This window comes from Phreatobacter stygius, from assembly GCF_005144885.1.
Lineage (GTDB): Bacteria > Pseudomonadota > Alphaproteobacteria > Rhizobiales > Phreatobacteraceae > Phreatobacter > Phreatobacter stygius.
Map to the genome: position 1 here is coordinate 1,841,224 of NZ_CP039690.1, position 12,604 is coordinate 1,853,827.

Genomic DNA, 12,604 nt, shown 5'->3' on the forward strand with positions numbered 1-12,604 from the left:
CGTTAACCACGGCTCTTTACCTCTTGTTGAGGAAATTCGCGCCGGGAAGGGTCATCGTTGGGTCTCGTAGCCCGCCACCTCGCAACTGTGAGTGTGATCGCGCTCGTCCTGGCCTGGACGGGCGCGGCCACGCATGGCCAGGGCTTGCGTGGCTCGACCCCCGCGCCGGGTATCGCGCCGCTGGTCGACGACCCCGGCCGAAACGAGGGCTGGCGCGGCTTGGCGCCGCTCGAATCCGACGCCGGTGCGGCGTCGCGCGCCGGCGCCGCGAGCGATGCCGAGGCGGCCGGCCTGCGCACCGAAGCCCCGGCCGCGCCACCGGGCGCCGCGCGGACCGACGCCGCCGGCCGCGACCGGCAACGCGCGCAGAACCGCCGCGCGCCGTGGATCGACCCGGATCCGCGGCGGGCCAACGCGCTGGCGAGCGGAGGCCTGGCCGCCCCGGCCCCGCCGACCGCGGCGGCCCGTCCCATGTCGTCACGCCCGGCCGTCGTCGCCAACCGGCGCACCGGACGGATGCCGCGACGGCCGGCAGCCGCGGCCGATCCGGCCGCGGCCCAGGCCTCGCGTCCAGCGACGACAACCGCGCGCCGGCCGCCGACGGCGGCCATTACCCTGTCGCGCGACGAGATCCGCGCGCTCGGCCCGGGCGGGCGCGGCGTCGCGACCCCGGTCCAGCCGCGCCGTCCGGTCGACGTGCCCATCGTCATCGACCGGACGCAAGGTGGCGGCCGCGCCTTGCCCAACGCCAATCCGCTCGGGCGCGGCGCCGTGGTCGACCCGGTGACCGGCGAGGTCGTCTCCTTTGCCCGGGCGCCGGTGGTCGAGGCCGATCCCTTCGCGCCGACCGGCCTCAGGCTCGGCACGTTCATCGTGACGCCGGTGGCCGACGCGACGCTCGGCTACGATTCCAACCCGCGCCGTCTGCATGACGGGGCACGAGGCTCGCTGTTCACCCAGTCCTATGGCGAGGTCCAGGCCCGCTCGGACTGGACGCGCCACGAGATGACGGCGCGCCTGCGCGGCACCTATTCCGCCTATTTCTCCGACCCGGGGGTCAATCGGCCCGAGGTCAATGCCGTCGTCACCGGCCGCATCGACCTGGCGCGGACCACCCGCATCGACACCGAGGCGCGTTATAACCTGACCGCCCAGTCGCCCGGCTCGTCGAACCTGCCATCGGCCCCCTCGTCGCTGCGGGACCTGCCCCTGGTTCGCCAATATGGCGCGACGGCGGCCCTGGTGCAGGATGTCGGGCGGCTTCAGTTGACGCTGCGCGGCGCCGTCGACCGCTTCACCTATGATGACGCGACGACCAATGACGGCACGACCATTCCGCAGGCGGAGCGCAACTACAATTCGCTTGGCCTGCGCGCCCGCGCCTCCTACGAACTGACCCCGGGCCTGCGCCCTTTCATCGAGGTCGGCGTCGAGCGGCACGCTTTCGACACACCGGTTTCGTCGGGCGGGCTCCTGCAGGGCTCGACGTCGAGCAGCTACCGGATCGGCTCGACCTTCGAATTGAGCCGGCTGCTCACCGGTGAGGTCGCAGCCGGCTATCTGATGCGCGACAATATCGACCCGACCTTGGTCGATATCCGCGTGCCGACCTTCGACGCCGCCCTGGTCTGGACGCCGACTGCGCTGACGACGCTGCGCTTCGCGGCCAAATCGGTCATCGACGAAACCTTCACCACTGGCGCCGCCGGTATCCAGCGGCGCGATTTCTCCATCGAACTCGAGCATTCCTTCCGGCGCTGGCTGATCGGCACGGCAAGGCTCGCCTATGGGCAGGACATCTATGTCGGTGACCCCAGGATCGATCAGCGGCTGATCGGCTCGCTCAACCTGGTCTATCGCGCCTCGCGCAACCTGCAGATCCGCGGCGAAATACGGCGCGAGATGCTGATGTCGAATCAGGCTGGGCAGAGCTACTCGGCCAATATCTTTCTTCTCGGCCTCAGATTGCAACGCTGATCGGGGTGGTTCGCTGGCCGGCGCCGAGATGACCTGCCACGTCACGTACCAGAAGCAGACATTCAAGTCATCACAAGATCGTGCAAGGAATTTGCATGGTCGATCTTGCGGCGCAAACGACCCAGTCTTTGATCAAAGACGCGCGACCTCTTTGCGTGAACTCACGCCATTTGGCGTCGCAAACTGGCCCGATGTATCCAATTTGCTGACCAAGGATTGGATTCATGAGCTTCAGGAGCACCAAGATGGCCATATGCAACAAATCCGGTGAAGACTGAGTTTCGGCGCACGGATACCGCGACGCGCAGGTTTTAGATCGAACTAAATAGCAATGCATTACCTAACGTAATATGTGTTTACAGAATTCGATTCAGAAATTCTTTAATTGTCACAAGCAATGTCTGGATTATGAGCAGGATCTGGAAATTGCTGTGTCGGTTTCGCCATCGCCAGGAAGGCGCGTCGGCCGTTGAATTCGCCATCGTCGTGCCGGTCTTCCTGATGATCCTGTTCGGGATCATCATCTTCGGCGGCTATCTGAGCGTCGTCCACAGCGTACAGCAACTCGCGGCCGAGGCCGCGCGCGCCTCGATTGGCGGCCTGAGCGACAACGAACGCACGGCGCTGGCCAACAGCAACATCCAGACCCAGGCGGGTTTCTACCCCTTCATCGAGCGCAGCCGCCTCGTCGTCGAATCCGCCTCGACCAATGCGGCCACCAGCACATTCACGGTCCGGCTGCGTTACGACGCCAGTCAGAGCTTCATCTACAGCCTTCCGAGCCTTGTCCCGATGCCATCGCCGCAGATCGTCCGGTCGGCCGCCATCCAACGTGGCGGGTACTGAGGAGGAGCAGGCATTGTTCGCGGCACTCCGTTCCTTCCTTCGTGACACCAAGTCCTTCCTTCGTGACACCAGGGGCTCGATCGCGATCATTTCCGGCGTGCTGGCCGTGGTCGTGATCGGCTTCAGCGCGGTCAGCGTCGACCTCGGCAAGGTCTATGTCGACCGCCGCAAGGCGCAGAGCGTGGCCGACCTCGCCGCCCTGTCGGCGGCGAGCGACCTGACCCGCGCGGCGCGGGCGGCCAGCGCCACCGTCCAGCGCAACAGCCTTTCCGTCGACAGCCCGATCTCGGTCGAGCTCGGCACCTACACGCCCAACGCCAACGTTGCGCTCGCTAGCCGGTTCCAGACGATTGCCGGCGCGACACCCAATGCGGCCAGGGTGACCATCAATTCGCGCAGCGACCTGGTCTTCGGCCGGGTGATCACCGGCAAGGACTATTTTGTCATCCGCACGACGGCGACCGCCGCCACCACGTCCTTCGCGTCGTTTGCCATCGGCTCGCGCCTGGTTGCGGTCGACGGCGGTCTCTTGAACCAATTGCTCGGCAAGCTGCTCGGCACCACCATCACGCTCTCGGCAATGGATTATCAGTCACTGGTGGATGCCAAGCTCGACCTGTTCAATTTCATGAACAAGCTTGCCGAGAAGACCCATCTGACGGCCGGCACCTATGCGCAGCTGTTGAATTCCAACATCAAGGTGGTCGACGTCCTCGGCGCCATGGTGGCATCGACCCTGAGCCCGCAAGGCACGCCGACCGGCGCCAGCAGGGCTCTGACCAGCATCCTTCAGTCGCTGAGCGCGGCAACCAACAGCATGGTCATGGCCTCGCTGATCAATCCCGGCCCCTACAAGGACCTGCCGGTCGGCCAGACCTCGACCATGGGCATCAATCTCTCCGCCCTCGACCTGCTGAACGCGACGGCACAGCTCGCCAATGGCAACCGCCAGATCGAGGTCGGCCTGGGCGTCAACGTGCCGGGGATCGCAACCGCAACGCTGAAGCTCGGCATCGGCGAACGGCCGGTCGGCACCAGCTGGGTGACGGTCGGTGATGTCGGCGCCCAGGTCCACACCGCGCAGACCCGCCTGCTGCTGGTGCTGCGGCTGCTCGGCGCCGGCAATATCGCATCGGTCAATGTGCCGCTCTATGTCGAGGTGGCGGCCGGCACGGCGCGCCTGAACGCCCTCAACTGCGCTTTCCCCGACGCCAATGCGTCGACCATGACGCTCGGCGTCAGGCCCGGCGTCATCGACGCCTGGATCGGCAATGTCTCGGTCGCCGATTTCAACAATTACACCACCGCACCCCGCCCCGACCGTGCCGCCCTGGTCGATACCCCCCTGCTGGCGGTGCTCGGACGCGCCCATGTCCAGGTCACCAACATGGCGCAGACGCCGGTCACCTTCACCATGGCGGAAATCAACCGCCAGACCAAGAAGACGGTCGGCACCACCCAGTTCACCCAGTCCTTGCTGGCCGGCCTGCTCAACGACCTGCAGCTCGACGTCTCGGTGCTCGGCGGCCTCAATCTCGGGCTCGGCGGCGCCGTCGGGCCGCTGGTCGCCAGCATCCTTTCAGGCGCCACGCCGTCGATCGACCTGTTGCTGGCCAATCTGCTGCAGACGCTCGGCGTCAGCCTCGGACAGGCCGACGTCTGGGGCCTCGGCCTGCGCTGCGACGGCGCGGTGCTGGTGCAGTGAGCGCCGGGGTCCGGCCGCGTCTCAGCCGGCGCTGAGCCGGGCAAGTTCGGCCTTCAGCGGCCCGCCCAGATCGTCGCGGCGCAGCGCATAGGCGACATTGGCGGTGAGGAAACCGAGCTTCGTCCCGGTATCGTGGATCTCGCCATCGAAGGTGAAGCCGAAAAACGGCTGCTGCTGCTGCAGCTTCAACATGCCGTCGGTGAGCTGGATCTCGCCGCCGGCGCCACGCTCCTGGGTCTCCAGGATCTTGAAGATATCCGGCTGCAGGATATAGCGGCCGGAGATCGCGACATTTGACGGCGCGGTGCCCTTGGGCGGCTTTTCGACCATCCGGGCGATTTCATAAGCGCCACCGGCGACCGGCTTGCCCTTGCCGATAATGCCATATTGATGCGTCTCGTCATCGGGCACCTCGTAACCCGCGACATAATTGCCGCCGGTTGCCTCATAGGCCTCGAGCATGGCCGCGATACAGCCTTTGCCGCCACGCCTGGCCAGGTGCAGCATGTCGGGCAGCAGCAGCGCAAAGGGCTCGTCGCCAACGATGTCGCGGGCGCACCAGACCGCATGGCCAAGGCCGAGCGGCTCCTGCTGACGGGTGAACGAGGTGGCGCCGGCGGCCGGCAGGTCCCGCTTCAGCTCGTCCAGCGCCGCGGTCTTGCCGCGCGCCTCGAGCGTCGCATCCAGTTCGAAAGCCTTGTCGAAATGGTCCTCGATCATCTGCTTGTTGCGGCCGGTGACGAAGACAAAATGCTCGATGCCGGCTTCGCGCGCCTCGTTCACCACATGCTGGATGACCGGGCGATCGACGACGGGCAGCATTTCCTTGGGGATCGCCTTGGTGGCGGGCAGGAAACGTGTGCCAAGACCGGCAACGGGGAAAACAGCCTTGCGAATGCGACGGACCATGGATCAAGAACCTCGTCAGGTTGGCTGGGATGCCCAGCACATAGCGCGCAATTTCTGAACGGCGTGTGACCAGCCTATCTCTGGATCTGGGCGGCCGCGCTCGCCGGCGGCTCCGGCCGGAAGGCGTTGAACACCATGTCGGGCGCCGAGGTATTGTGCCGCGACGGCACCAGCCGGCCAGCCCACAGGTCGGTCGCATGGGCGCGGCGGAACGGCAGGATCGCCTCTTCGCGCCAGCCGGCCGCATCCTTCTCGCGCACCGCCACCCGCGCCACATCGGCATTAAATTCAGTGACATACATCGAGCGAAGCGCGGCGAACGGGCCGCCGGTGATCGGCCGCGCAAAGGCGACGTCGAGGCCGATCAGCTCCTGGTTGAGGGTCGCGAGCCGCACCGTGGCGGAATTGCCGTCCGGATAGCTCAGCGTGAAGGTCTTGGTGGCGGGATCGAAGGCGATCTCCTTGATCTTCACGATCGGCCGCTCCTCGACCACCACCGGCCCGATCAGGAAGGAGGAGCCATAGGCGGTCCAGCGCAGATTGGCCGGCGGCAAAGGCCGGGCGCGCCAATAGCCGTCGGTCGGATAGACCACCAGCACCTCTTCGGCGCGATCCTGGAAGCGGTACCAGATCTGGATCAGGTGAATATTGCGCTCGGTGCGGTCGCCGACCCGCACCACCGTGTCGGAGGGGCGCCAGAAGCTCTTCTCGCGATAGCCGATCACCTGCCATTCCACCGTCTCGTAGAGGGTGATGCGATCCGGCATGGGCTGGGCGAGTGCCGCTTCCTTCATCGGGCAGGCGGTCCAGTCGGCGGCGAAACGATCGATGCTGAGCGCGCCGATATAGGCCGGATGGGCTGCCTCGATCCGGAACGACCGCACCGCCGGATTGGCGAGGTTCAGGGTGACATTGTCCTTTTCCGCGCAGAGCACCGGTTCGGACCCGTTGGTGATCTCGACAGGCAGGCCGTCGAGCGTCGCGGCCCGGCCGGCCCCGGCAAGGATCGGCGCGGCCAAAATCAGCGTGGCGAGGACGGAGACGAGCTTCATGCGTTCATTCCCTCGAGAGCACGGCGTAGACGTCGCCCGAATTGGCCTGATGCGGAAGCCCGATCAGGTGGGCTGCCATGGTGTCCTTCGACACGAAACGTCCAAATGTCAGCTGCTGGCTCTCGCCGAGCGCCACGTCGAAACCATAGGGTCCGAGCTCCGCCAGCCGGTCGAGGCAGGCGAGCGCGACCTCGCGCTGGATGGTGGTGAATTCGAACGACAGGGCGGGAAGCGCCCGGGTCAGTCCGGCCAGCACATCCGCCTCGAACCCCTCGACGTCGATCTTCACGAAGGCTGGCACGCCATGGACTTCGATCAACCGGTCGAGCGTGGTGCAGGCCACCGTGATCTCCTGGTCCCAGACCTGGCCTTCCCAGCCGCCGGCGCCGGCGGCCGAGGCGATGAAATCGGCCGAGGCGGTGGTCACCGTCGGATTGTCGGTATTGACCTTGAGCGTGAGCGACCCTTCGGCTGCGCCGCAGGCCGCGCGCAGCAGCGTCACGTCCGGATCGTGGCCGAACAGGGTCTCGATCACCCGCGCCGGTCCGGGCTGCGGCTCCAGCGCGACGACTGTTGCGCCGAGGCGGCGGAAGCTCGCGACCCGGTCGCCGACATGACTGCCGATGTCGAAGGCGAGATCGCCGGCGCCGACGAAGCCGGCATAAAGCGCATCCATCGCGGCGGCCTTGGCCGGATCGCCATGATAGGTGACGACCGAGCGCGCCACCGCGACCAGCTCGGCAATGCGCCGGTCGAGCGTCATGATGCCTCCCCTGCCCTGGCCGAAACGATCTCGTGGGGCGGATTGAACTCTTCCGGGACGCCGCACAGCTTGAGCGCCACGAACAGGCGCCCGAGCAGCGGCGAAGCGGTGATGACCGCGAAGGGGATCGCCACCAGGAAGCCCAGCGTCAGCGGCAGCGACCACCAGGCGGCCCTCGGCGAACCGAGCCACAACAATCCGACCACCGCCACGCCGAAGGCCATCTGCGGCCAGAAGGCGTCGAAGGCTTCGCGCCAGGTCAGCGCCATGGCGTCGCGCTGCTGGCCGCCCCAGACGACCGAGCGGCCGAGCGCCAGCCCGATCATGAACACGGTGATGCGGAACGAGGTGAGCGCGCCGACCAGGAACGAATAGACGAATTCGATCGCCACCGCCGCGGCGAAACGGACCCCGCCGCCATAACGCCGGACACCGCCCTCGGTGAGCAGGATATCGGTGATGCCGGCGATCTTCGGCATCAGATACATGATGAAGAACAGGATATAGACAAAGATCGCGAAGCCCGCCGGGAAGCTGGCGCGCGACGGCTCGTGCAAGGCCAGGAACGGCGACAGCGCGATCATCAAGGTCCAGGCCGGCACGCCGACGAACATCAGGATCGCCCAGACGAGCTGGAAGCGGCTCATCGGCAGCAGCCCCTTCTGATCGAACAGGTTGAGATATTGCATGTTGCCCTGGCACCAGCGCACGTCGCGACGCGAGAATTCCAGGATGGTGGGCGGGTTTTCCTCCCACGACCCGTCCTCCTCGGGCAGCACCCGCACCTCGTAGCCGGCGCGGCGCATGAAGGTCGCCTCGACCTGATCGTGGCTCAGCACATGGCCGCCGAGCGGCGGCTTGCCCGGCAGGATCGGCAGGGCGCAATGCTCGACGAAGGGCTTGATCCGGACCAGGGCGTTGTGGCCCCAGAACGGCCCGCATTCGCCGACCCACCAGGCCTGCCCCATCGTGTAGGTGCGCATGCCCTGGCGCATGCCGAACTGGAAGATGCGGGCGAAGGCCGATGACGACGGCATGCCGACGACCAGGCTCTGCAGGATACCGATCTTCGGATAGGCCTGCATCATCCGGACATGGCGGATGATGGTCTTGCCGGCCATCAGGCTGTCGGCGTCGAGCGGCAGCATGAGTTCGTAGCGCATGCCCCAGCGCTCGCAGAAATCCCGGACATTGCCGGCCTTGAAGCCCTGGTTGTCGGTGCGGCGGCGATAGACGACGCGGTCGGAGCCGGCCTCGGCCGCAAAGCCGGCAGCCAGCGTCTCCTCCTTGGCGGCGACGTCGGGATCATTGGTGTCGGACAGAATGAAATAGTCGAAGCGATCGCCGAAACCGGTGGCGTCGACGCTCTGCTTGACGATCCTGAGCCGCGCGATGGCGCGCGCCGGATCCTCGTTCCTGAGCGTCATGAAAATGGCGGTGCGAATGGTGATCGGCGTGTCGGTATCGCCGGCCGCGGCGAAGGGCGCGACCTGTTCGAAACCGTCATCGACGCCATGCAGCAGCCAAAGCCCGATCAACGCGTTCCAGAACCCGAGCACGGTCCAGGGCGTGGCGATGGCGAAGGCGACGGCCAGCACGATATCGACGATGGTCCAGCCGCCCGAGCCCAGGATCGACCAAGCCGCCCAGTTCAGGATGAACCAGGTGCCTATATTCAATCCGACCACCAGGCGGCGGCGGTCGCGCAAGTCGGCCATGGACTGGAGCCCCGCCGGCGTCGTAGAGCCTTGATCCGCAGGACGGCCGCCATCGTTCGAGACGGTGGGCATGAGCTCGTTCATCAACGGACCTCCGTCGCCCCTGCCGGGCGGCGTCAAGGGAGAAGACATCATGGCCCTGGCCGCCCGCGCGCTCTGGTATGCCTCGCGTCGCCATGTCGAGCTGCGCGAAACCATCTTGAGCGAACGCAGCGAAACCGAGGCACTGGTTCGCATGCTGTATAGCGGGGTGAGCCGCGGGACGGAAAGGCTCGTGTTCAACGGCCTGGTGCCGGCAGCCGATCGCGAGCGCATGTGTGTTCCCCTGCAGCAGGGCGAATTCCCCTTTCCGGTCAAATACGGCTATTGCGCCGTCGGCCTGGTCGAGGCCGGGCCGGAAGCGCTGGTCGGCAAGACCGTGTTCACGCTGGCGCCGCATCAGGACCGCGTGCTGGTGCCGCTCGACAAGATCCCGCCGGTGGTCCTGCCGGCCAATGTGCCGCCGCGACGGGCCATTCTCGCCGCCAACCTGGAAACCGCGCTGAACGCCGTCTGGGATGCCGGCGTCGGCCCGGGCGACCGGGTCGTGGTGGTCGGCGCCGGCACCGTCGGACTGCTCGTCACCTATCTCTGCGCCGGTATCCCCGGCACCGAGGTGACCTTGATCGATGTCGACCAGAGCCGCCGGATCTATGCCGAGCTGTTCGGTGCCCGCTTCACCAAGCCGCTCGACGGGCCGGCCGATGTCGATGTCGCCTTCCATGCGTCCGCCACGGCGGCCGGGCTTGCCTGCGCGCTCGCCTGCGCCGGCGACGAGGCGACCGTCGTCGAACTGTCCTGGTTCGGCGACCAGGATCCGGCGGTGCCGCTGGGGGCGGCCTTTCATGCCCGCCGGCTGAAGCTCGTCTCATCCCAGGTCGGCCAGGTCGCCACCTCGCGCCGGCCACGCTGGACCTGCCGGCGCCGGCTCGAAAAGGCCGTGGCGCTGCTCGCCGACGACCGCCTCGACCAGTTGATCACCGAGGAGATCGCCTTTGCCGACCTCGCCCGGGAAATGCCGCGCATCCTGGCGCCCGGCGCGCCGGGCCTCACCGCTGCCGTGCGCTACTGACATTGGCGGGCCAGCCTTCTCAGATCCGCCCGGGATGACCTAAGGTTGGCCCGGCTCGATCGGAGCCACATCAAGGGAACTCCAGGAATGTACAGCGTCGAAGTCCGCGACCGCATGATGATCGCCCACTCGCTGCCCGATCCGTTCTTCGGGCCGGCCCAGGGCAAGCATGGCGCGAGTTTCGTCATCGACGTCGCATTTTTCCGCGAGACGCTGAACCGCCAGAATGTCGTGGTCGACATTGGCGCGGCCCTGGATGTGCTGGGCAAGACCTTGAAGGAGCTCGCCTATCAGGATCTCGACGGCTTGCCGCAGTTCAAGGGCCAGCTGACCACCACCGAATTCTTGTGCCGATATGTCTATGACGCCTGCGTCGCGGCGGCGAAATCGGGCGGGCTCGGCACCGACGGCGCGACGCTCGCCAAGATCCGGGTCACGCTGCACGAGCATGACCTGGCACGCGCAAGCTTCGAGGGGCCGGTTGCGTGACCAGGGCGGTCTTCGCCATTCCGGGCGATCTCAGCCTGCCGACCGGCGGTTATCGCTACGATCGCGAAGTGCTGGCCCGCGCCGCCGCGCATGGGCTGGAGCTCGGCCATCTTGGCCTCCCCGGCTCCTTTCCATTCCCTGACGAAAGCGCGCTCGACATCACCCGCACCGCCTTGGCATCGCTCGCGCCGCAGACGGTCCTGCTGGCCGACGGCCTTGCCTATGGCGCCTTTCCCGAGGCGCTGTGCGCCGCGGTGACCTGCCCCATCGCCGCTCTCGTCCATCATCCGCTGGCGCTCGAGAGCGGGCTTTCGCCAGCCGCTGCTGCCGCCCTGAAGGCCAGCGAGACCATCGCCCTGGGCCACGCCCGGGCGGTCATCGTCCCCAGCCCGACGACCGCGCGCATCCTTGTCGACGACTACCGCGTGGCCGCGGCCAAGATCACCATTGCCGAACCTGGCACTGCGCGGGCGGCGCGGGCGACCGGGTCGGGCGGGACGACAACCGAGCTGCTCGCCGTCGGCGCAATATCGCCGCGCAAGGGTTATGGCGTGCTGGTCGCGGCGCTCGGCCAATTGAAGGAACTCGACTGGCACCTGACCATTGCCGGCGCCACGGATCGTGCCCCGGCAACCGTCGCCGAACTTCAGGCGAGCATCGACCAGGCCGGATTGGCCGGCCGCATCGCGCTTGCCGGCGCGGTCGACGACGGGAGCCTCGACAAGCTCTATGCCGCGGCCGACCTGTTCGTCATGCCCTCGCTGTTCGAGGGTTACGGCATGGTGCTGACCGAGGCCATGGCGCGCGGCCTGCCGATCGTCACGACGACCGGCGGGGCGGCTGCCGAGACCGTGCCCGACGCCGCGGCCTTGAAGGTGCCGCCGGCCGACGAGGCGGCGCTGCGTGATGCGCTGGCGACGGCGTTGAAAGACCGCGGGCTGAGGGCGCGGCTTGCCGAGGCATCCTGGGCGGCGGCACGCGCCTTGCCGACCTGGGACGACACGGCGCGTGTGATCTGCGAGGTTCTCGGCAACCTCGCCGCAAGGACGATGAGACCATGAGCTTTTCCGCCGACTGGCTTGCCTTGCGCGAACCCGCCGATCACGCCGCGCGGTCGAAGTCCTTGCTGGCCGAAGTCGCCGGCCATTTTGCCGGACGCGAGGCGATCAGCGTGGTCGATCTCGGCTGCGGCGCCGGTTCGAACCTGCGCGGCACCGCTCAGGCCTTGCCGGACCGGCAATATTGGCGGCTGGTCGACTATGACCCGAAACTGCTTGCCGCCGCCCGAGGCCGCCTCACGGCCTGGGCCGACGGCGCATCCAGCGACGGCGACGTGCTGGTGCTGGCCAAGGGCGCAAAATCGCTGCGTGTCACCTTCACCCAGGCCGATCTCAATACCGATCTCGACCGCGTGCTGGCGCCGAGCGCCGATCTCGTCACCGCCGCCGCCCTGTTCGACCTGGTGTCGGCAACCTGGATCGAACGGTTCGTCGCCGCCCTCGCGCTGCGCCGGCTGCCGCTTTACACCGTGCTGACCTATGACGGCACCGATGCCTGGACACCACCTCATCCGGCCGACCAGGCCATGCTCCAGGCCTTTCATGCCCATCAGGCGACCGACAAGGGCTTCGGTCCCGCCGCCGGCCCGCAGGCCACCGCGATCATGGCCGCGGCCTTCGCCAAGGCCGGCTATGCGATCAGGCAGGCGCCGAGCCCCTGGCATGTCGGCGCCGATCTCGCCGCCCTTGGCCGGCAATTGGTGGCCGGTTTTGCCGGGGCGGTCGGCGAGACCGGGCGCCTGTCCCAGGCCGAGATCGATGCCTGGCTCGCCGCCCGGCTAAGCGGTGTCGCCTGCGAAGTGGGCCACCAGGATCTGTTCGCGATCCCGCGCTGACCACCGGCACCGACGACTCGCTTGCCTGGCTTGCGGGCGCGGCCGGCTATTGTGCGCTGCAGCAAGAAGACAAGTTTTCTCAAGCCGTTACGCAATCTCCTTGCGCCTGCGTAGTTTAGAATGAAATCGACATAGGCTTT

Annotated in this window: 11 protein-coding genes; 7 read left to right on the plus strand and 4 right to left on the minus strand. The window is 67.1% G+C overall.

All coding sequences use genetic code 11. The annotated features are described in order from the left end of the window. Positions 1–93: 93 nt before the first annotated feature. The 3 genes from E8M01_RS08410 to E8M01_RS08420 all read left to right on the plus strand — a co-directional run bounded on the left by E8M01_RS08410 (position 94) and on the right by E8M01_RS08420 (position 4,528). Positions 94–1,977: an outer membrane beta-barrel protein gene (locus E8M01_RS08410; RefSeq protein WP_136959718.1), complete on the plus strand. Its 1,884-nt coding sequence runs from the start codon at positions 94–96 to the stop codon at positions 1,975–1,977. A 408-nt stretch (positions 1,978–2,385) separates the two neighbouring features. Continuing rightward, a complete protein-coding gene (locus E8M01_RS08415) occupies positions 2,386–2,823 on the plus strand; it encodes a TadE/TadG family type IV pilus assembly protein (protein ID WP_136959719.1) in 438 nt (145 codons plus the stop codon). Positions 2,824–2,836: 13 nt separating this feature from the next. Further along, a complete protein-coding gene (locus E8M01_RS08420; RefSeq protein ID WP_136959720.1) occupies positions 2,837–4,528 on the plus strand; it encodes a pilus assembly protein TadG-related protein in 1,692 nt (563 codons plus the stop codon). Positions 4,529–4,549: 21 nt separating this feature from the next. Here E8M01_RS08420 and E8M01_RS08425 read toward each other — a convergent pair whose 3' ends face one another. The 4 genes from E8M01_RS08425 to mdoH form a co-directional block, all read right to left on the minus strand. Then, positions 4,550–5,437 carry a UTP--glucose-1-phosphate uridylyltransferase gene (locus E8M01_RS08425; RefSeq protein WP_136959721.1) on the minus strand — a complete coding sequence of 296 codons (888 nt, stop codon included), beginning with the start codon at positions 5,435–5,437 and terminating at the stop codon, positions 4,550–4,552. 74 nt (positions 5,438–5,511) lie between these two features. Next, positions 5,512–6,489, minus strand: a complete 978-nt coding sequence (locus tag E8M01_RS08430; protein WP_136959722.1) for a hypothetical protein — start codon at positions 6,487–6,489, stop codon at positions 5,512–5,514. Between the two features lie 4 nt (positions 6,490–6,493). Beyond that, positions 6,494–7,252: an FkbM family methyltransferase gene (locus E8M01_RS08435; protein ID WP_136959723.1), complete on the minus strand. Its 759-nt coding sequence runs from the start codon at positions 7,250–7,252 to the stop codon at positions 6,494–6,496. Beyond that, the gene (mdoH, locus tag E8M01_RS08440; RefSeq protein ID WP_425467712.1) at positions 7,249–9,054 is read right to left on the minus strand and encodes a glucans biosynthesis glucosyltransferase MdoH; all 1,806 of its coding nucleotides are present in this window, start codon (positions 9,052–9,054) and stop codon (positions 7,249–7,251) included. Before mdoH ends, E8M01_RS08435 begins: the two co-directional genes overlap by 4 nt. Positions 9,055–9,103: 49 nt before the next feature. Between mdoH and E8M01_RS08445 the strand changes: the two genes are divergently transcribed. The 4 genes from E8M01_RS08445 (at position 9,104) to E8M01_RS08460 (ending at position 12,464) form a co-directional block, all read left to right on the plus strand. Then, on the plus strand, positions 9,104–10,081 hold the full coding sequence (locus tag E8M01_RS08445; RefSeq protein WP_246088644.1) for a zinc-dependent alcohol dehydrogenase: 978 nt from the start codon (positions 9,104–9,106) through the stop codon (positions 10,079–10,081). Between the two features lie 87 nt (positions 10,082–10,168). Continuing rightward, positions 10,169–10,570, plus strand: a complete 402-nt coding sequence (locus E8M01_RS08450; protein WP_136959724.1) for a 6-pyruvoyl trahydropterin synthase family protein — start codon at positions 10,169–10,171, stop codon at positions 10,568–10,570. After that, positions 10,567–11,631, plus strand: coding sequence for a glycosyltransferase family 4 protein (locus E8M01_RS08455; protein WP_136959725.1), 1,065 nt, complete (start codon positions 10,567–10,569; stop codon positions 11,629–11,631). The genes E8M01_RS08450 and E8M01_RS08455 overlap by 4 nt, the downstream gene beginning before the upstream one ends. Continuing rightward, entirely contained in the window at positions 11,628–12,464 is an 837-nt protein-coding gene (locus tag E8M01_RS08460; protein WP_136959726.1) for a class I SAM-dependent methyltransferase, read from the plus strand. The genes E8M01_RS08455 and E8M01_RS08460 overlap by 4 nt, the downstream gene beginning before the upstream one ends. Positions 12,465–12,604: the final 140 nt, after the last annotated feature.